The following is a 19,472-nucleotide window of genomic DNA, read 5'->3' as shown; positions in this document are numbered from 1 at the left end:
CCCCCCGCGCGGTGTGCGAGCATGAATATCTGAAACAAGCGTCGGGTCCCGGAATGAATCCGCGGTCCCGCTCGTTGCCACCGACGGCAAGAGTCCGACGTTTCCCCGCCCGCGGCGGGGAGCCGCCCACTTCGGGAGTGAATGCAGATGTCCGTACAGGACGACAAGACCACTGTGAGCGACGGCATCCTCCTGTCCGACGCCGCCGCCGAGAAGGTCAGGACCCTGCTGGAGCAGGAAGGCCGCGATGACCTGGCGCTCCGCGTCGCCGTCCAGCCCGGCGGTTGCTCCGGACTGCGCTACCAGCTCTTCTTCGACGAGCGCTCGCTCGACGGCGACGTCGTGAAGGACTTCGACGGTGTGAAGGTCGTCACGGACCGGATGAGCTCCCCGTACCTCCACGGCGCCTCCATCGACTTCGTCGACACCATCGAGAAGCAGGGCTTCACGATCGACAACCCGAACGCCACGGGCTCCTGCGCCTGCGGCGACTCGTTCAGCTAAACCCTGGACGGTACGGGCACAGGCACGTACGAACGAGGGCCCGCCACCGGTCGCATCCGACCGGTGGCGGGCCCTCGCCGTATGCCCCCGCGGGCTACTGCCGGGGGAGCGGCTTGCCCGTGGTCGCGTCCATCACCTTCCGCGCGCCCAGCGGCTGCTGGAGCGTGGCCGTCACGGTCATCTCCTGCGCGAGCATGATGCAGGCCTGGCCGGGCTGGTTCGGGGTGTCCGTGATCTTGACCATGACCGAATCCGCGGACTCCCGCGCCTCCAGCGCGTAGGTGCTGCACACGCTGCCCCAGAAGTTCACGGTCAGCTTCCGGTCGGCCCCCGCGTACGAGAATCCGGGCACGCTACGGCCGTCCTTCGGGTCGGGAGTGGCGGGAGACGTCCCCGGAGGAGCCTGCGCGGCGGCCGGTTCGGCCACCGAGTGGCCCGGCGCGCCGCCCTGCCCCGCGACCTCGAAGAGCCACGCCGGTACCAGGCCCCGCGCCCCGTTCACCGTTCCCGGGACCAGGCCGAGCGTGGCGCCCTTGACCGTCTCCGTGCGCGGCGGCTTCATGGGCCGGGGGTCCGGGTTGCACGGGGGCGTGTCCGTGGCCCCGACCGGGGTGTCCGGATCCAGCGGGACGGAGGTCGCGCAGCCGCTGGGCCCGGGGCCGGTGCCCTCCTGGCCGCTCGACCGCGCGTTCAGCCGGGCCAGCGCCTCCACGGCCCCGACCACCGGCTGCTCGGCCGCCCGTACGGGGGCCTTCAACTCGCCGCTGCCCGCCACGACCGAGGCGTCGCCGGCCACGCTCACCCTGGTCGACCAGCCCTGCGTGGGCAGCCCGCCGACCTCCGGGTCCACGGTCACCACCCGCACCGAGCCCTGGACGAGCCGGGCGTCGGCCCGGCTCCCCTCCAGGCCCGCGGCGACCAGCACCGCGTTGGCGGCGGCCTTCGCGGCCTCCTCGGACACCGGCTTGCCCGGGCCCGGGGTGCCGGCGTCGCCGCTGCTGCCCGGGTCCTGCGGGAGGGTGGCCGGGCCGCAGGTGTCCTTGCCGCGGACACAGTCGTCCCCGACGCCGTTGCCGGGCGCCTGGTGGCGGGTGAAGTTCCAGGTCCCGGGCGCCTTCGCGGTCACCGTGAGCCGGGGCCCCGAGCCGTCCGCGGACTCCCCGGCCAGCCAGACGTCCCCGGTGAGCCGCGGAGTGCCCGAGATGCCGAGGGCGGCCGCGAGCCGGGCCACCTCCGCCGAGGTGACCTCCCCGGACGCGGAGAAGGCGGGCGCCGTCGCCGGGCCCTCCGGGAGCTTGGCGTCGGCCCGGTACACCACCGGCCCGCCGGACGGGTCGGGCTCCCCGGGCGCGATGCCCGGCGCCGTGGGATCCCCCGCGTCACGGGGTGCGGAGGCCGTACGACTCTCGGGGCCGTCGCCGTAGGCCACGGCCCCCCAGTACGCGGTCCCGCCGCCGACCAACAGCACGGCGGCCGCGATCGAGCCGACGGCCCAGGCGGGCCGCCGACGCGTGCCGCGCGCCGTTTCCACTGCGTCGGGCGTATCGACCGTGTCGGCCGCATCGGCTGTGTCGGGTCGTTCGCTGGTCACCGCATCGCTCCTTCACCGGTCCCGCCTGTCTGATGCGGGTGGGACGGAACAGACGCCCAACCGGTTCCCCGGTCGCCGCTACTGGTCCCCGTACGCCGCGGTGGAGGCGATCAGCCGCGCCGAAGCCGCCGGGACGCTGATCCCGTGGATCTGAGAGGGCGCCACGCGGACCGGCAGGGGGCCCGCGGGAACCGCCCAGTGCGGGGCCATCCGCGCGCAGTCACCCAGCAGGCCCGCGAAACCGGACTGCCGAGGGCCTTCCGCGCCGGAGCGCTCGGCGGTGTACTCGGAGTAGCCGAAACCGTCGGTGTAGGTCATGCAGGCACCGTAGGCATCGCCGCTCACGCGAAGAAAGACCTACTACGGGGTAGTTTCGTGGGTTCGGCTCGGCGCCGCTTACCGGGTAGTTTTGACTGTCCCCCTTGCCGTCCTCCGCAGGAGCGTCCACGCCGTGCGCATCGCAGTCACCGGCTCCATCGCCACCGACCACCTCATGACCTTCCCCGGCCGTTTCGCCGACCAGCTCGTCGCGGACCAGCTCCACACGGTCTCCCTCTCCTTCCTCGTCGACAACCTCGACGTCCGGCGGGGCGGTGTCGGCCCGAACATCTGCTTCGGCATGGGGCAGCTCGGCAGCCGCCCGATCCTGGTCGGGGCCGCGGGCTACGACTTCGACGAGTACCGCGCCTGGCTCGACCGGCACGGCGTCGACACCGAGTCCGTCCGCATCTCCGAGGTGCTGCACACCGCGCGCTTCGTGTGCACCACGGACATCGACCACAACCAGATCGGCTCCTTCTACACGGGCGCGATGAGCGAGGCCCGCCAGATCGAGCTGAAGGCCGTCGCCGACCGCGTGGGCGGGCTGGACCTGGTCCTCATCGGCGCCGACGACCCCGAGGCGATGCTCCGCCACACGGAGGAGTGCCGGACGCGGGGCATCCCCTTCGCCGCCGACTTCTCGCAGCAGATCGCCCGCATGGACGGCGAAAACATCCGCACCCTGATGGAGGGCGCGACGTACCTCTTCTCGAACGAGTACGAGAAGGGCCTCATCGAGTCGAAGTCGGGCTGGACGGACGCGGAGATCCTGGCCAAGGTCGGCACCCGGGTCACCACGCTGGGCTCGCAGGGCGTGCGGATCGAGCGGGTCGGGCACGAGCCGATCGTCGTGGGCTGCCCCGAGGAGAACGCGAAGGTCGACCCGACGGGTGTCGGCGACGCGTTCCGCGCCGGGTTCCTCACGGGGCTGGCGTGGGGCGTCGGCCTCGAGCGTGCCGCGCAGGTGGGCTGCATGCTGGCGACGCTGGTCATCGAGACCCTGGGCACGCAGGAGTACACCCTGGCGCGGGCGCACTTCATGGAGCGCTTCACGAAGGCGTACGGCGACGAGGCCGCGGCCGAGGTCCAGGCCCACCTGACCGCCGCCTGACCTCCGGTCCGGTCCACGGGGTCCGGCCGGCCGCGGCACCGCCGCCGGCCGGACCCCGCCCGGCGTACGGGTGCGGCGCCGCTCCCGGGGCTCCGCCCCGGACCCCGCGCCTCAATCGCCGGCGAGGCTGGACATGCCGATGCCGCCTGCCCCCTGCGGCTCGGACGGCATCGGCCGCATCCAGCCCCGCCGGCGTTTGAGGCGCGGGTCCGGGCGGAGCCCGGTTGCACCGGCGGAGCCGGGCCATGGCCGCGGACCCGGCTCGGCCGTGAGCTCGACGCGGCGGGACGTCAGTGGAGGCGGCGGACCGTATAGGCGGAGCCGACCTCGCGCGGGGCTTCGCCCTCGTACGCGTGACCGCGCATGCCGCACCACGCCGGGATGTCCAGCCGCGCCACCTCGTCGTCGGAGACGACCGTCACCGTGCCACCCACCGGCACACGGCCGATGGCCCGGGCCAGCTCGATCACCGGTTGCGGACACCGCAGGCCCAGCGTGTCGAGCTCGACGGAGTCCGCCACCGGCTCCACCTCCGGCGCGGCCGACACCCCCAGCCGCTCCCGTACGCCCGCCACCGCGCCCGGCAGCACCTCCAGGAACGCGTTGACCTCGTCCGCCGGCGTGCCCAGCGGGAGCGAGACCCGTACGTTCCCCTCCGACAGCACCCCCATCGCCCGCAGCACATGACTCGGGGTCAGCGTGGAGCTGGTGCACGACGAGCCCGAATTGACCGAGAAGCCCGCCCGGTCGAGTTCGTGCAGCAGCGTCTCCCCGTCGACGTACAGGCAGGAGAAGGTGACCAGGTGGGGGAGGCGGGCGTCGGGGTGGCCCACCACCTCCACGTCCGAGACCAGCCGGACCACCCGCCGCCGGATGCGGTCCACCAGGACGCGCAGCCGGGCCGACTCCGCCTCCGCCTCGGTCCGTACGGCCCGCAGCGAGGCCGCCGCCGCCACGATCGCGGGGAGGTTCACGAAGCCGGGCGAGCGGCCCGACTCCCGTTCGTCCGCCGGGCCTTGGGGTGAGAAGCGGACCCCTTTGCGGACCGCCAGCAGCCCCACCCCCGGCGGCCCGCCCCACTTGTGCGCGCTCGCGGCGAGCACCGACCAGGCGCCCTCCACGGGGCCCCAGCCCAGCGATTGCGCCGCGTCGACCAGCAACGGCACCCCCGCCTCCCCGCAGACCTCCGCGACCTCCGCCACCGGCTGGACCGTGCCCACCTCGTGGTTGGCCGACTGCAGGCAGGCCAGCGCGGTCGTAGGGCCCAGCACGTCCGCGTACCCGGCGGGAGCGACCGCGCCGTACCGGTCCACGGGGACCTCCGTCACCGAACCACCGCCCGCCGCGTGCACCTCGGCCGCATGGAGTACAGAACTGTGTTCGACCGCGGACACGACGAGATGGTCCCCGACACGCCGACGCCCCGCGAGGGCCCCCGCGACCCCCGCGTGAACCGCGTGCGTCCCCGAAGGAGTGAACACGAGCTCGTCCGCGCGGCATCCCACCGACTCCGCGGCCGCCTCCCGCGCCGCGTCCAGCAGCAGCCGTGCTTTCCTTCCCTCCCGGTACAACCGGGAGGGATCGGCCCAGCCCTCGTCAAGGGAGGCCTGCAAGGCCTGGCGTGCCACGGGGTGCAGGGGCGCGGCGGACGCGCTGTCGAAGTACGGCATACGGGCACGCTAACCGCAGCCCGGCAGTCGCCGAGGTCAGGGGCCGTCAGATGGCTTCCGGAGCCCGCCATTCAGGGGTGTTCGACCCGTCCCCCGGACGGCGGATCCATCCCTTCGGGGGCCCTGGCGGCGCGTTGGGCACCCTCCCCGCGCGACCTCAAATAGCGTCCAGTAGGGTTTGGTCCGCATAAACATCCAAACCCCTGCCTGCGTCAGGGCCGGCGACCGACCCGAACACGGCCGCGGCCGGCCGCGCGGGCCGAGACTCTCGGGAAGGCGCTACGTGAGTCCCTACGGCTCCGACCGCTCGCCGCGGCGCCCGATGCGGCGGAAGCTGCTGCAGGCGCTGACTGCGGGCGTGGTCCTGGCGACCGCCACTGGTTGCTCGTTTACATGGAAAAACTTTCCCCGCCTCGGAATGCCGTCACCGGTAACCGAGGAGGCGCCGCGCATCCTCTCCCTGTGGCAGGGATCCTGGGCGGCCGCGCTCATCACGGGCATCCTGGTCTGGGGCCTGATCATGTGGTCCGTCATCTTCCACCGGCGCAGCCGGACGAAGGTGGAGATCCCCCCGCAGACCCGGTACAACATGCCCATCGAGGCGCTGTACACGGTGGTTCCGCTCATCATCGTCTCGGTGTTCTTCTACTTCACCGCACGTGACGAGTCGAAGCTGCTGGAGCTCTCCTCCAAGCCGCAGCACACCATCAACGTGATCGGCTACCAGTGGAGCTGGGGCTTCAACTACATCGAGGACGTCGATGGAGCTGGGGCCACCCCGAAGGCGGGCGAGGTTCCGAAGGAGCTCGCCTCCATCCCGGACCGTTTCACCAAGGACTTCCCCGCGGGCGCCGAGGGCGTCTACACCAAGGGCGTCCCGGGCGACCGGAACGAGGACACGAACAACCCGGGTCCGACCCTCGTGCTCCCCAAGGGCGAGAAGGTCCGCTTCATCCTGTCGTCCAATGACGTCATCCACTCCTTCTGGGTGGTCCCGTTCCTGTTCAAGCAGGACGTCATCCCGGGCCACACCAACGTCTTCGAGGTCACCCCGACCGAAGAAGGCACCTTCATGGGCAAGTGTGCCGAGCTCTGCGGCGTCGACCACTCCCGCATGCTCTTCAACGTCAAGGTGGTCTCTCCGGAGGCCTACAAGGCGCACCTGAAGGAGCTGGCGGCGAAGGGTCAGACCGGCTACCTCCCGGCCGGCATCAAGCAGACCGACCCGGCCCGGAACGCGGAGACGAACAAACTGTGAGCATCCTCAACGAATCCCAGGGTGCCGCCGCAGCTGACTCGTACGAGAACGAGCTGCCGGTACGGCGCAAGCAGCCGGGCAACGTGGTCGTCAAGTGGCTCACCACCACCGACCACAAGACCATCGGCACGATGTACCTGCTCACGTCGTTCGTGTTCTTCATCATCGGCGGCGTCATGGCTCTGTTCATGCGCGCCGAGCTGGCCCGCCCGGGCACGCAGATCATGTCGAACGAGCAGTTCAACCAGGCGTTCACGATGCACGGCACGATCATGCTGCTGATGTTCGCGACGCCGCTGTTCGCCGGATTCGCGAACTGGATCATGCCGCTGCAGATCGGCGCGCCCGACGTGGCGTTCCCGCGGCTGAACATGTTCGCGTACTGGCTGTACCTCTTCGGCTCGATCATCGCGGTGGCCGGTTTCGTCACCCCGCAGGGTGCGGCCGACTTCGGCTGGTTCGCCTACTCGCCGCTGACCGACGCCGTCCGCTCGCCGGGCATCGGCAGCGACATGTGGATCATGGGTCTGGCCTTCTCCGGCTTCGGCACGATCCTCGGCTCGGTCAACTTCATCACCACGATCATCTGCATGCGCGCTCCGGGCATGACGATGTTCCGCATGCCGATCTTCACCTGGAACGTGCTGCTGACCGGTGTCCTGGTCCTGCTGGCCTTCCCGGTGCTGGCCGCCGCGCTCTTCGCGCTGGAGGCCGACCGCAAGTTCGGCAGCCACGTCTTCGACGCGGCCAATGGCGGCGCCCTGCTGTGGCAGCACCTCTTCTGGTTCTTCGGACACCCAGAGGTGTACATCATCGCGCTGCCGTTCTTCGGCATCATCTCCGAGGTCATCCCGGTCTTCTCCCGCAAGCCGATGTTCGGTTACATCGGTCTGATCGCGGCGACGATCGCGATCGCCGGCCTCTCGGTGACCGTGTGGGCGCACCACATGTACGTCACCGGCGGTGTGCTGCTGCCGTTCTTCTCCTTCATGACCTTCCTGATCGCGGTACCGACCGGTGTGAAGTTCTTCAACTGGATCGGCACCATGTGGAAGGGCTCGCTGTCCTTCGAGACCCCGATGCTCTGGGCCGTCGGCTTCCTGGTCACCTTCACCTTCGGTGGCCTGACCGGCGTCATCCTGGCCTCGCCCCCGCTGGACTTCCACGTCTCCGACTCGTACTTCGTCGTCGCGCACTTCCACTACGTCATCTTCGGCACCGTGGTCTTCGCGATGTTCTCCGGCTTCCACTTCTGGTGGCCGAAGTTCACGGGCAAGATGCTGGACGAGCGCCTCGGCAAGATCACCTTCTGGACCCTGTTCGTGGGCTTCCACGGCACGTTCCTGGTGCAGCACTGGCTGGGTGCCGAGGGCATGCCGCGTCGTTACGCGGACTACCTCGCGGCCGACGGCTTCACCCTGCTGAACACGATCTCCACGATCAGCTCGTTCCTGCTCGGCCTGTCGATGCTTCCCTTCATGTACAACGTGTGGAAGACCGCCAAGTACGGCAAGAAGATCGAGGTCGACGACCCGTGGGGCTACGGCCGTTCGCTGGAGTGGGCGACGTCCTGCCCGCCGCCGCGGCACAACTTCCTCACCCTGCCGCGGATCCGTTCCGAGTCCCCGGCGTTCGACCTTCACCACCCGGAGATCGCGGCCCTCGACCACCTCGAGGACCACGCCGGAACCAAGGCAGCCGTCACCGGTGGCAGCAAGGAGGCGGGCAAGTGAAGGTCCAGGGCAAGATGTTCCTCTGGCTCTCCTTCTTCATCCTGGTCATGGCCGTCGTGTACGGCGTGTGGTCGAAGGAGCCCGTCGGTACCACCGCGCTCTTCCTGGCCTTCGGCCTGAGCGTCATGATCGGCTACTACCTGGCCTTCACGGCCAAGCGCGTGGACGAGATGGCCCAGGACAACCTGGAGGCCGACGTCGCCGACGAGGCGGGCGAGCTGGGATTCTTCTCCCCGCACAGCTGGCAGCCGCTCTCGCTGGCCATCGGTGGCGCCTTCGCCTTCATGGGCGTCATCTTCGGCTGGTGGCTCATGTACTTCTCCGCCCCGATCCTCCTGATCGGCCTGTGGGGCTGGGTGTACGAGTACTACCGCGGTGAGAACCAGAACCAGTAGCAACACCCTCGCGGCGGCGCCGTGAGGCACCAGGGGCCCGGACACCTCCAATGGAGGAGTCCGGGCCCCTCGTTTGCAGTCACCCCGCGCGCCGGAGTTGTCATATCTTCATAGCGTTGGCCCCATGAACCACTCACCGCGTCTTTGGACGGTACTCAGCTGCTCCCTGCTGGTCGCGTCCCTCGGGGCCGGCGCCACCGCCTGCGGGTCCGGCGATGACAACCCGCTGTCCGCGCGCCCGTACGACGCGGGCGATCAGGTCGCCTTCAACCAGACCGTCGGCAGCCGTCCCGTGGACCCCGACAAGCCCCTGGAAGTCACCACGAAGGGGAACGAGGCCCGCATCACCGACGTGACGGTCGTGGACACCCACGGCCGCCGCCTGGCGGGCGAGTTGTCCGCCAAGGGAGACCGCTGGCACAACACCGCCCCGATGGCCGCGGGCGTCCGCTACACCATCACCGTCAGCACGGAGGACGGGAAGGGCGCCCAGGGGCGGCGGACGGTCGCCTTCGACACCACCCCGGCCAAGGGCGTCCTCAAGGTGGAATTCGGCCCGGACGAGGGCAAATACGGCGTCGGGCAGCCCCTCACGGCCGAACTCAGCGAACCCGTCAAGGAGAAGGCCGCCCGCGCCGTCGTCGAAAGGGGCCTGGTCGTCGACACCCCGCCGGGAGTCGAGGGCGCCTGGCACTGGGTCGACGACAAGAAGCTCCACTACCGCCCCAAGGAGTACTGGCCCGCCAACACCACGGTCTCCGTACGGAGCAACCTGGAAGGCGTCAGGGTCGACGACCACCTCTACGGGGCCGCGGCCAAGCCGCTGAAGCTGGAGATCGGCGACCGCGTCGAGGTCACCACCGACGCCTCCTCGCACTACCTCACGTTCCGGCGCAACGGAGAAGTGATCAACACCATTCCGGTGACCACCGGGAAGCCCGGCTTCTCCACCCGCAACGGGGTCAAGGTGGTACTCGGCAAGCAGTACTTCGTCCAGATGCGCGGCGACACCGTCGGCATCGGCGGCAGCGAGTACTACAACCTCCCCGTCTACTACGCCACCCGGGTGACGTGGAGCGGTGAATACGTGCACGCCGCGCCGTGGTCCGTCGGCTCCCAGGGCTACGAGAACGTCAGCCACGGTTGCACCGGCATGAGCACCGGCAACGCCGCCTGGTTCTACGAGAACATCACCGAAGGCGACATCGTCAAGGTGATCAACAGCATCGGCGACGACATGGACATCTTCGGCAACGGCTTCGGAGACTGGAACATGGACTGGAAGGACTGGCGCCAGGGCAGCGCCCTCCTCAAGGGCACCCAGGAAGGCCGCAGCCCCGTCGACCAGGCGCGCCTGCGACCGACCGTCTGAGGCCTCCGCCGCTCCCGGGGGCGTTCGTGCCGACACCGGCCGCCCCAGCGGCCTCCGGGGCCCCTCAGGGCCCCGGAGACGCCCTGTCGGGCCGTCAGGCGTCCAGGGACAGCCGGGAGCGCAGCAGGCCCGCCAGGGCGTCGGGGAACTCCACCGGGTCCACCGGCAGGGTCACGGCGGCGTCCGCACGGCTCCACGTGGCCAACCAGGCGTCCTGGGGGCGCCCCATCAGCAGCAGCACCGGCGGACACCGGAAGATCTCGTCCTTGATCTGCCGGCACACGCCCATGCCCCCGGCCGGAACCGCCTCGCCGTCCAGCACGCACACGTCGACGCCGCCCGCGTCCAGCTCCGTGAGGACCGCCGGAAGCGTCGCGCACTCCACGAACTCCACCGGCGGCAGGTCCGCGGCCGGCCGACGCCCGGCCGCCAGCCGCACCTGCTCCCGGGTGCCCGCGTCGTCGCTGTAGACCAGAACCCGCGCAGTCGCCCGCATTTCGTTCCTCCACGTGTCCCGTGAATCACGTTGATGTTGCGCGGGATGCTACTCCTCCCGATGCGCTGTCAACATCGGTTCGGAGATGTCGCACGTGAGGCCCCGGGAGGGTCATCTGATGGGCCGTTCGGGCCTTGCACACGCCCCTGACACTCCGAACGGCACCCCCCGGGGTGAGGGCGGGATAAGCGACCGACATAATGTCGGTCGTGGCGACAGCAACGACAGTAGATACCGGGCACGCGCACCCGACGGTCAACCGGCCGAACCTCGTCAGCGTCGGAACCATCATCTGGTTGAGTTCCGAGCTGATGTTCTTCGCGGCCCTCTTCGCGATGTACTTCACCCTGCGATCCGTGACAGGCGCCGAGTACTGGAAGGAACAGGCTGACTTCCTGAACCTTCCCTTCTCGGCGACGAACACGACGATCCTGGTGCTCTCCTCGCTCACCTGCCAGCTCGGCGTATTCGCCGCCGAGCGCGGTGACGTGAAGAAGCTCCGGACGTGGTTCATCATCACGTTCGTCATGGGTGCGATCTTCATTGGCGGCCAGGTGTTCGAGTACACCGAGCTGGTCAAGCACGAGGGCCTGAGCCTCTCGTCCGGACCGTACGGCTCGGTGTTCTACCTGACCACCGGCTTCCACGGTCTGCACGTGACAGGCGGTCTCATCGCCTTCCTGCTGGTCCTCGGCCGGACGTACGCGGCCAAGAGGTTCACCCACGAACAGGCCACGTCGGCCATCGTCGTGTCCTACTACTGGCACTTCGTCGATGTCGTCTGGATCGGCCTCTTCGCGACGATCTACCTGATCAAGTAGCGAACACGTCACCGGGCTCGACCCGGCACACCATCCAGAAACACCGACGCAGAAGATCCTGACACCGGGGTAATCCGTGAAAAAGCTCTCCGCACGACGACGCCATCCGCTGGCGGCGGTCGTCGTTCTACTCCTCGCGCTGGCGGCCACTGGGGGGCTGTACGCCGCCTTCGCCCCCGCGGGCAAGGCGCAGGCCGATGAAACCGCCCAGTCCCTCGCCATCGAGGAGGGCAAGAAGCTCTACGCCGTGGGTTGCGCAAGCTGCCACGGAACCGGCGGTCAGGGTTCCACTGACGGCCCCAGCCTGGTCGGCGTCGGCTCCGCGGCCGTCGACTTCCAGGTGAGCACGGGCCGCATGCCCGCCCAGCAGCCCGGCGCCCAGGTGCCGAAGAAGCCCAACATCTACACCCAGGCCCAGATCGACCAGCTGGCCGCGTACATCGCGTCCCTCGGCGCCGGCCCGATCACGCCGACCGAGAAGCAGTACGACCCGGCGGGTGCCGACATCGCCAAGGGTGGTGAGCTGTTCCGCAACAACTGCGCGCAGTGCCACAACTTCACCGGCGAGGGCGGCGCTCTCACGAACGGCAAGTACGCCCCCAACCTTGAGGACGTCTCGCCGAAGCACATCTACGAGGCCATGCTCACCGGCCCGCAGAACATGCCCTCCTTCCCGGACAGCACCATGCCGGAGAAGCAGAAGAAGGACATCATCGCGTACCTGGAGAACGTCAACGGCGAGAAGTCGACCAGCCCCGGTGGTCTGAAGCTCGGTGGCCTCGGCCCCGTGTCCGAGGGTCTCTTCGGCTGGATCTTCGCCCTGGGTGCGTTGATCGCTGTCGCCGTCTGGGTCGCGGCCCACACCGCTAAGGCCAAGAAGTCATGAGTAGCCAAGACATTCCCGAAGAGAAGCACCTGCCGAGCGAGCAGGGCGACGCCCACCACGGTGGCGTAGCGGTCGCGGACGACCCGTTCGCGGACCCGGGCCTCCCGGTCCACAAGCCGCGCATCCAGGACATCGACGAGCGGGCGGCGAAGCGCTCCGAGCGCACCGTCGCGATGCTGTTCACGCTCTCGATGCTGGCCACGATCGGCTTCATCGTCGCGTACGTGACCATCCCGGTCGAGAAGATCGTCTACATCTTCCCCATCGGGAAGGTGAGCGCGCTCAACTTCGCCCTGGGCATGACCCTGGGCGCGGCCCTCTTCTGCATCGGCGCCGGCGCGGTCCACTGGGCCCGCACCCTGATGTCCGACGTCGAGGTCGCCGACGAGCGTCACCCGATCGCCGCTCCGCCGGAGGTCAAGGCCAAGGTCCTGCAGGACTTCGCCGACGGTGCGAACGAGTCCGGCATCGGCCGCCGTCCGCTGATCCGCAACACGATGCTGGGCGCGCTGGCCATGCTGCCGCTCTCCGCCGTGATGATCCTGCGCGACACGGGCCCGATGCCCGAGGACAAGCTGCGCAAGACCCTGTGGGCCAAGGGCAAGCTGCTCATCAACCAGAACACGATGGAGCCGCTGCGTCCCGAGGACGTCCTGGTGGGTTCGCTGACCTTCGCCATGCCGGAAGGCCTGGAGGAGGAGCAGCACGACTTCCAGACCCAGATCGCCAAGGCCGCCCTGATGATCGTCCGCATCCAGCCGGAGGACATCAAGGACAAGCAGGAACTGGAGTGGTCCCACGACGGGATCGTGGCCTACTCCAAGATCTGCACCCACGTCGGCTGCCCGATCAGCCTGTACGAGCAGCAGACGCACCACGTGCTCTGCCCGTGCCACCAGTCCACCTTCGACCTCTCCGACGGCGCCCGTGTCATCTTCGGCCCGGCCGGTCACGCGCTTCCGCAGCTGCGGATCGGCGTGAATGACGAAGGCTTCCTCGAAGCGCTCGGCGACTTCGAAGAGCCCGTCGGTCCTGCATTCTGGGAGCGCGGCAAATGAGCACTGCCACTGAGTCCAAGACGGCGCGCAAAGCGCCCGCCGGCGAGCGCGTAGCGGACTGGGCGGACGGACGCCTGGGCATCTACAGCCTGGCCAAGTCCAACATGCGCAAGATCTTCCCGGACCACTGGTCCTTCATGCTGGGCGAGATCTGCCTCTACACCTTCATCATCATCATCCTCACGGGTGTGTACCTGACGCTGTTCTTCCACCCGAGCATGAACGAGGTCGTGTACCACGGCTCGTACGTGCCGATGCAGGGCGTCATGATGTCCGAGGCCTTCGCTTCGACCCTCGACATCAGCTTCGACGTCCGCGGTGGTCTGCTCATCCGTCAGATCCACCACTGGGCCGCGCTGATCTTCGTCGCGGCGATGGTCGTGCACATGATGCGCGTCTTCTTCACCGGCGCGTTCCGCAAGCCGCGTGAGATCAACTGGATCTTCGGCTTCCTGCTGCTGTTCCTCGGCATGTTCACCGGTTTCACCGGTTACTCGCTGCCGGACGACCTGCTGTCGGGTACCGGTGTCCGCTTCATGCAGGGCGCGATCCTGTCCGTGCCGGTCATCGGCACGTACCTGTCGTTCTTCCTCTTCGGCGGAGAGTTCCCGGGCGGCGACTTCGTCGCACGGTTCTACTCGATCCACATCCTGCTGCTGCCCGGCATCATGATGGGCCTGCTGGTGGCCCACCTGATCCTGGTCTTCTACCACAAGCACACCCAGTTCGCGGGCCCCGGCAAGACGAACAACAACGTCGTCGGCATGCCGCTGCTGCCGGTCTACATGGCCAAGGCCGGAGGCTTCTTCTTCCTGGTCTTCGGTGTCGTCGCGGCCGTCGCGGCCATCGCCTCGATCAACCCGATCTGGGCGCTCGGCCCGTACCGTCCGGACCACGTGTCCACCGGTGCGCAGCCCGACTGGTACATGGGTATGCCGGAAGGCCTGATCCGAGCCATGCCGGGCTGGGAGATCAACCTGTGGGGCCACACGCTCGTCCTGGGCGTGTTCATCCCGCTGCTGCTCTTCCCGCTGGTGCTGTGCTCGATCGCCGCCTGGCCGTTCATCGAGTCCTGGGTCACCGGGGACAAGCGCGAGCACCACATCCTGGACCGCCCGCGCAACGTCCCGACCCGTACGGCCTTCGGTGTGGCCTGGCTCGCCGAGTACGTCGTACTGCTCATCGGCGGCGGCAACGACATGTTCGCCCAGTACTTCCACCTGTCGATCAACTCGATCACCTGGTTCGTCCGGATCGGCTTCTTCGTCGTCCCGGTCGTCGCCTTCATCATCACCAAGCGGATCTGCCTCGGCCTCCAGCGCCGGGACCACGACAAGGTGCTGCACGGTCGCGAGACCGGCATCATCAAGCGCCTTCCGCACGGTGAGTTCGTCGAGGTCCACGAGCCGCTGCCGCAGGGTCGCCTGCACACGCTCACCTCGCACGAGCAGTACAAGCCGATCGAGATCGGCCCGACGGTCGACGAGAACGGTGTCGAGCGCAAGGTGAAGGCCATGGAGAAGCTGCGCGCGAAGCTCAGCAAGGGCTTCTACGCGGAGAACAACCAGATTCCGAAGCCCACGGCGGAGGAGTACAAGGAGATCCAGTCCGGCCACGGCCACCACTGATCCCCTGCTTGACCGCATGAGGGACTGATTTCGGTCAGTTCTGGTGTCGCCACGGCGAGAGCCCCGTCCAGTGTCTGGACGGGGCTCTTTGCCGTCTCCAGGGCTGGATAGGCTGAAGCCCTTCCCATTCGACCTGGAAACCTTGACAAGTAGCAGGAGCGGACCATGAACGTTGCGACCCCGGCAGGCGGCGACAGCGTGGCGGCCCCCACCTGGCCGGGCGTTCTCGACGCCCTGCTGACCGGCCGGGACCTGCGCGCCGACGACACCGCCTGGGCCATGGACCGGATCATGCGCGGGGAGGCCACCGACGCCCAGATCGCCGGGTTCGCCGTCGCGCTGCGGGCCAAGGGGGAGACGGTCGACGAGATCAACGGCCTCGTACGGGCCATGTACGCGCACGCCAACCTGATCGACGTGCCGGGCCGGACGGTGGACATCGTCGGTACCGGCGGCGACGGGGCCAAGACGGTCAACATCTCGACGATGTCGGCGATCGTGGTGGCCGGCGCGGGCGCCAAGGTGGTCAAGCACGGCAACCGGGCCGCGTCCTCCGCGAGCGGTTCCTCGGACGTCCTGGAGAAGCTCGGCGTCAACCTCGACCTCACCCCCGCCCGGGTCGCGGAGGTCGCGGAGGAGGCCGGCATCACCTTCTGCTTCGCGGTGAAGTTCCACCCGGCGCTGCGGCACGTCGCCGCGGCCCGCAAGGAGCTGGGCATCCGGACCACCTTCAACTTCCTCGGCCCGCTGACCAACCCGGCCCGGGTACGGGCCCAGGCGACGGGCGTCGCCGACGCCCGGATGGCCCCCATCGTGGCGGGCGTACTCGCCGAACGGGGCTCGTCGGCGCTGGTATTCCGCGGTGACGACGGCCTGGACGAGCTGACCACGACGTCGACCTCGCGCGTCTGGTGGGTCCGCGACGGCAAGGTCGAGGAGCAGTCCTTCGACCCGCGCGACGTGGGCATCCCCCTGGTCGACGTCTCCGCCCTGGCCGGCGCGGACTCCGCGTACAACGCGGACGTCGCCCGCCGCCTGCTGGCGGGGGAGACGGGACCGGTCCGCGAAGCGGTGCTGCTGAACGCGGCGGCGGCCCTGGTCGCACTGGACCCGGGCACGGGCACGCTGGAGGAGCAGCTCGCGGCCGGCGTCACCCGCGCGGCGCAGTCCATCGACTCGGGTTCCGCGCGGGCCGTGCTGGAGCGGTGGGTGGCCGCCAGCAACGCCTGATTCGGCCCGATCATTTCGAGCCAAGACCCCGGTCCAGCATGCGGACCGGGGTCTTGCGCCCGGAGGATCTTGTGGCAGGATGCTGACCAGGTCACGAGTGACAGCGTTTAGGCCCCGGCTTGCTGTCCGGCAACCCTCCTTCCGTGGCGGGGTGCCCCGGGTGATGACCAGGTCGTAGGCAGCAAGGCCTACGGCAAGCGCGGATCCCTCGATACCAGGGGTCCTGGTCTACTCGAGGAGCTTTTTCCGTGAGCAAGCGAATGCGATAGGGCGACTCCGCCCCTTCTTCAACCCTCGGATCAGGGTCACTTCCGCGTACCCGCGAGTGCCCGCCGTTCCTTCCCTTCCGAGGTCTCTTCCCGTACCCCGCTCGGCGGCATCGCCGTGGCCGCGCCGCGTACGGGCACACCGAAGCCATTCCGCCCTGCCTGCCGGGAGACACAGCCATGTCCGCATCCCTGAACACCACCGCCACCGCCACCACCACCGCCGTGGACCCCGCCTGTGCCGAGCCGCTCGCGGTCCTCGGCCGGGACGTCACCGTCCCGCTCGTCACCGGCGGCGAGGTCACCTACGCGGCCCTCGACTACGCGGCCAGCGCCCCCGCTCTCCAGCGGGTCTGGGACGACGTGGCCGCGTACGCCCCGTACTACGGCAGCGTGCACCGCGGCGCCGGCTACCTCTCGCAGCTCTCCACCGACCTCTTCGAGCAGAGCCGGGTCACGGTCGCCGAGTTCCTCGACTGCCGCCCGTCCGACCAGGTGATCTTCACCCGGTCCACCACCGACTCCCTGAACCTGCTCGCCGCCGCGCTCCCCGCCGACTGCCAGGTCTTCGTCTTCGAGACCGAGCACCACGCCTCGCTCCTGCCGTGGACGAACGCGCGGGTCACCTACCTCAACGCCCCCCGCACGCCGGACGAGGCCGTCGCCACGCTGGAGCGCGCGCTCGCCGACCGCGACCCTTACGGCCCGGCGCTGGTCTGCGTCACCGGCGCCTCCAACGTCACCGGTGAGCTGTGGCCGGTGAAGGAGCTCGCCGCCGCCGCGCACGCCCACGGCGCGCGGATCGTCCTGGACGCCGCCCAGTTGGCCCCCCACCACCCCGTCTCGGTCAAGGACCTCGACGTGGACTGGGTCGCCTTCTCCGGGCACAAGCTGTACGCCCCCTTCGGCTCGGGCGTGCTCGCCGGCCGCGCCGACTGGCTCCAGGAGGCCGAGCCGTACCTGGCCGGCGGCGGCGCCTCGCGCAAGGTGGCCCGACGCGAGGACGGCGGCGTGGACGTCGAGTGGCACACCACGGCCGCCCGCCACGAGGCCGGCTCCCCGAACGTCATCGGCGTCTACTCCATCGCCTCCGCCTGCAAGGCCCTCCAGGAGGCCGGGTTCGAGAACCTGGTCGCCCGAGAGAACCACCTCATCGCCAAGGTCCGCGAAGGCCTGGCGGAGGTCCCGGCGGTCCGCGTCCTCTCCCTCTTCGGGGACGACGCCCCGCGCGTCGGCGTCATCTCCTTCGTCGTGGACGGCTGGAACAGCTCCCACTTCGCCGCGGCCCTGTCCGCCGAATACGGCATCGGCGTCCGTGACGGCCTCTTCTGCGCCCACCCGCTGGTCCGCACCCTGCTCGGCAGCGAGCCGCAGGCCCAGGGCGAATGCGGAGCCCCGGAGGCTGCCCCGGGCGAGCGCTCCCTGAACGCGATCCGCGTCAGCTTCGGCGCCGGCACCCCCGACGAGCACGTCGACCGGTTCGTCCACGCCGTCAAGGAGCTCGTCTCGGACGGGGCCAAGTGGCAGTACCGCACCGAAGAGGGCCGGTGCGTTCCCGCCGTGTGACAGGCTGCGGATCATGACCTACTGGGACCCGATACCGGCGCTCGCCGCCCTGGAGCCCGATCCGTTCCTGCCCGAAGGCCCCTGGTCGGGCCGGTGGCAGGAGCGCAACTGGCGCAACGTTCCGGGCCCGTTCTACGGAGCGGATACCGACACCTGTCTGACGGGGCGCCTCCACGCGCCGGACCTGGTCCTGTACGAGGACGAATACGCCCAGGAGTTCGTCTACCGCCAGCCTCGCAACCCGGCGGAGGTGGCAGACCTCTTCATGGCCGCCTGCGAGGAGGCCTTCGGCGGGTACGGCCACGACGGGGATCTGCACTGGACCCCGGACCTGGTCCGTGACTGGTGGCGGGACCGCGGCCGGGTGCGCGAGTGGGCCATGGGCGTCGGCTGGGGCGCCTGGGCGACGTCCGGCAGCGGCTGGCAGCACGACGCGGCGGCCGGAGCGCGCGGGTACGTCACGTACATCGACCGGGGCCTTGGGGACTACCTGCGCGGTTATGCGTTCCGGCTGGCCGAGGGCCGCCCGGCCCGGCCCGGCGAGAGCCTGCCGGAGCTGGGCGCATGACGTACTGGGACCCGGTACCGACGCGGCGCGCCGCCGAGGGCGGGCCGCTGCCCGACCCGGACGGCGGGAGCTGGGTGCCCTCCGATCAGTACGGGATCTGGAACCTCCGCCCCGACCGGTGGGCGGAGCTCGACTGGCGCAACGTGCCCGGCCCGTTCTACGGCAGCGGCACCGACAACTGCTGGATGGGCCGGCTGATCGCGCCCGACAACGTGCTCTACGAAGACGACCGGGGCGCGGAGTTCGTCTACCGGCAGCCCCGGAACCCGGCGGAGACCCGCGCCGTCATGGGGGCCGCCGCCCAGGACCCGTACGTGGGTTACGCCTGCGACGGCGACGACCACTGGACTCCGGAGCTGGTCCGCGACTGGTGGCGGGAGCGCGCCCGGGTGCGGGAATGGGCCGTCGCCCTGGACCGGAAGTGGTCGGTGTCGAGGCGGGGGGACGAACGCGAGGCCGCCGGTGGGGCGCGGGCGTATGTCGCACACCTCGACGGGGATCTGGCCGATTACCTGCGCGGGTACCTGTTCTGGCTTCAGGAACGCCGCCCGGCGCGGCGGGGCGAGCCCCTGCCGAGCCTCTGACGCGGGGCGGCGCGGGACCGGCCCGGCCTGTGCGGCTTCGCTGCCGGGGCTCCGCCCCGGACCCCGCGCCTCAAACGCCGGCGAGGCTGGATTTTCCTGGGCCGGGACCGGTCTGGTTGGGGCGGTGCCCCGCCGGAGCATCTCCTCGTCCTCGCGCACTGAGCAGGTGCTTCGACAGAGAGCGTGGTTGCGCGCTCGTCCTGCGGGGACACTCCGCCGTGTCCCCACCCCAACAGCACACTCCCGACCCAGGGGTGCGGGGTCTCGGCCGACGGAAGAGCAGGGGCACTCCACGCTCCCGACCCCCGGGCGCGGGGTCTTCGCCCGTCGGGGGGAGCGGGGGCACTGCGGGGCGTCCCCGCAGGACGAGCGCGCAACCATGGCTCAGCAGCCGGGATGACCCTCAGTGCGCGA

Annotated in this window: 18 protein-coding genes and 1 riboswitch; of the genes, 14 read left to right on the top strand and 4 right to left on the bottom strand. The window is 69.7% G+C overall.

Annotated features, from left to right (window positions below):
• Nucleotides 1-147 precede the first annotated feature (147 nt).
• On the top strand, nucleotides 148-504 hold the full coding sequence (gene erpA, locus ACFV9H_RS33695) for an iron-sulfur cluster insertion protein ErpA (protein ID WP_030010511.1): 357 nt from the start codon (nucleotides 148-150) through the stop codon (nucleotides 502-504).
• Nucleotides 505-598: 94 nt separating this feature from the next.
• On the opposite strand, the gene ACFV9H_RS33690 is transcribed toward erpA, so the two are convergent.
• A complete protein-coding gene (locus tag ACFV9H_RS33690) occupies nucleotides 599-2,095 on the bottom strand; it encodes a hypothetical protein (RefSeq protein ID WP_385405904.1) in 1,497 nt (498 codons plus the stop codon).
• A gap of 78 nt (nucleotides 2,096-2,173) precedes the next feature.
• On the bottom strand, nucleotides 2,174-2,413 hold the full coding sequence (locus ACFV9H_RS33685) for a hypothetical protein (RefSeq protein ID WP_385405901.1): 240 nt from the start codon (nucleotides 2,411-2,413) through the stop codon (nucleotides 2,174-2,176).
• Nucleotides 2,414-2,546: 133 nt separating this feature from the next.
• Here ACFV9H_RS33685 and ACFV9H_RS33680 point away from each other — a divergent pair, with 133 nt between their 5' ends.
• Nucleotides 2,547-3,527, top strand: coding sequence for a carbohydrate kinase family protein (locus ACFV9H_RS33680; RefSeq protein ID WP_385405900.1), 981 nt, complete (start codon nucleotides 2,547-2,549; stop codon nucleotides 3,525-3,527).
• 290 nt (nucleotides 3,528-3,817) lie between these two features.
• Here ACFV9H_RS33680 and ACFV9H_RS33675 read toward each other — a convergent pair whose 3' ends face one another.
• Nucleotides 3,818-5,197 (bottom strand): cysteine desulfurase/sulfurtransferase TusA family protein, encoded by a 1,380-nt coding sequence (locus tag ACFV9H_RS33675; protein ID WP_385405898.1) that lies wholly within the window; start codon nucleotides 5,195-5,197, stop codon nucleotides 3,818-3,820.
• Nucleotides 5,198-5,480: 283 nt separating this feature from the next.
• Here ACFV9H_RS33675 and coxB point away from each other — a divergent pair, with 283 nt between their 5' ends.
• The 4 genes from coxB to ACFV9H_RS33655 all read left to right on the top strand — a co-directional run bounded on the left by coxB (nucleotide 5,481) and on the right by ACFV9H_RS33655 (nucleotide 9,955).
• Nucleotides 5,481-6,455: a cytochrome c oxidase subunit II gene (gene coxB / locus ACFV9H_RS33670; protein WP_385405896.1), complete on the top strand. Its 975-nt coding sequence runs from the start codon at nucleotides 5,481-5,483 to the stop codon at nucleotides 6,453-6,455.
• On the top strand, nucleotides 6,452-8,188 hold the full coding sequence (gene ctaD / locus ACFV9H_RS33665) for a cytochrome c oxidase subunit I (RefSeq protein WP_385405894.1): 1,737 nt from the start codon (nucleotides 6,452-6,454) through the stop codon (nucleotides 8,186-8,188). Before coxB ends, ctaD begins: the two co-directional genes overlap by 4 nt.
• Nucleotides 8,185-8,583 (top strand): cytochrome c oxidase subunit 4, encoded by a 399-nt coding sequence (locus tag ACFV9H_RS33660; RefSeq protein WP_385405892.1) that lies wholly within the window; start codon nucleotides 8,185-8,187, stop codon nucleotides 8,581-8,583. Before ctaD ends, ACFV9H_RS33660 begins: the two co-directional genes overlap by 4 nt.
• Nucleotides 8,584-8,707: 124 nt before the next feature.
• A complete protein-coding gene (locus tag ACFV9H_RS33655) occupies nucleotides 8,708-9,955 on the top strand; it encodes an Ig-like domain-containing protein (protein WP_385405889.1) in 1,248 nt (415 codons plus the stop codon).
• Between the two features lie 94 nt (nucleotides 9,956-10,049).
• On the opposite strand, the gene ACFV9H_RS33650 is transcribed toward ACFV9H_RS33655, so the two are convergent.
• Nucleotides 10,050-10,451 (bottom strand): hypothetical protein, encoded by a 402-nt coding sequence (locus ACFV9H_RS33650; protein ID WP_365168207.1) that lies wholly within the window; start codon nucleotides 10,449-10,451, stop codon nucleotides 10,050-10,052.
• Between the two features lie 200 nt (nucleotides 10,452-10,651).
• On the opposite strand from ACFV9H_RS33650, the gene ACFV9H_RS33645 reads away from it, so the two are divergent.
• The 8 genes from ACFV9H_RS33645 (at nucleotide 10,652) to ACFV9H_RS33610 (ending at nucleotide 19,058) form a co-directional block, all read left to right on the top strand.
• Complete coding sequence (locus tag ACFV9H_RS33645) at nucleotides 10,652-11,272, top strand: heme-copper oxidase subunit III (protein WP_214949928.1); 621 nt, start codon at nucleotides 10,652-10,654, stop codon at nucleotides 11,270-11,272.
• A 76-nt stretch (nucleotides 11,273-11,348) separates the two neighbouring features.
• On the top strand, nucleotides 11,349-12,158 hold the full coding sequence (locus ACFV9H_RS33640; protein WP_385405886.1) for a c-type cytochrome: 810 nt from the start codon (nucleotides 11,349-11,351) through the stop codon (nucleotides 12,156-12,158).
• Nucleotides 12,155-13,216, top strand: a complete 1,062-nt coding sequence (locus ACFV9H_RS33635; RefSeq protein WP_385405884.1) for a Rieske 2Fe-2S domain-containing protein — start codon at nucleotides 12,155-12,157, stop codon at nucleotides 13,214-13,216. Before ACFV9H_RS33640 ends, ACFV9H_RS33635 begins: the two co-directional genes overlap by 4 nt.
• The gene (locus ACFV9H_RS33630) at nucleotides 13,213-14,844 is read left to right on the top strand and encodes a cytochrome bc complex cytochrome b subunit (protein ID WP_385405881.1); all 1,632 of its coding nucleotides are present in this window, start codon (nucleotides 13,213-13,215) and stop codon (nucleotides 14,842-14,844) included. The genes ACFV9H_RS33635 and ACFV9H_RS33630 overlap by 4 nt, the downstream gene beginning before the upstream one ends.
• A gap of 165 nt (nucleotides 14,845-15,009) precedes the next feature.
• Nucleotides 15,010-16,074 (top strand): anthranilate phosphoribosyltransferase, encoded by a 1,065-nt coding sequence (gene trpD, locus ACFV9H_RS33625; protein ID WP_385405879.1) that lies wholly within the window; start codon nucleotides 15,010-15,012, stop codon nucleotides 16,072-16,074.
• 89 nt (nucleotides 16,075-16,163) lie between these two features.
• Nucleotides 16,164-16,280, top strand: a riboswitch (SAM riboswitch).
• A gap of 240 nt (nucleotides 16,281-16,520) precedes the next feature.
• Nucleotides 16,521-17,906: an aminotransferase class V-fold PLP-dependent enzyme gene (locus tag ACFV9H_RS33620; RefSeq protein ID WP_385405876.1), complete on the top strand. Its 1,386-nt coding sequence runs from the start codon at nucleotides 16,521-16,523 to the stop codon at nucleotides 17,904-17,906.
• 13 nt (nucleotides 17,907-17,919) lie between these two features.
• A complete protein-coding gene (locus ACFV9H_RS33615; protein ID WP_385405874.1) occupies nucleotides 17,920-18,474 on the top strand; it encodes a ferredoxin in 555 nt (184 codons plus the stop codon).
• Nucleotides 18,471-19,058 carry a ferredoxin gene (locus ACFV9H_RS33610; RefSeq protein WP_385405872.1) on the top strand — a complete coding sequence of 196 codons (588 nt, stop codon included), beginning with the start codon at nucleotides 18,471-18,473 and terminating at the stop codon, nucleotides 19,056-19,058. The genes ACFV9H_RS33615 and ACFV9H_RS33610 overlap by 4 nt, the downstream gene beginning before the upstream one ends.
• Nucleotides 19,059-19,472: the final 414 nt, after the last annotated feature.

Source organism: Streptomyces sp. NPDC059874, assembly GCF_042731135.1.
Lineage (GTDB): Bacteria > Actinomycetota > Actinomycetes > Streptomycetales > Streptomycetaceae > Streptomyces.
Note: the sequence above shows the minus strand (reverse complement) of the source record. Positions and strands in the feature narration are given on the sequence as shown.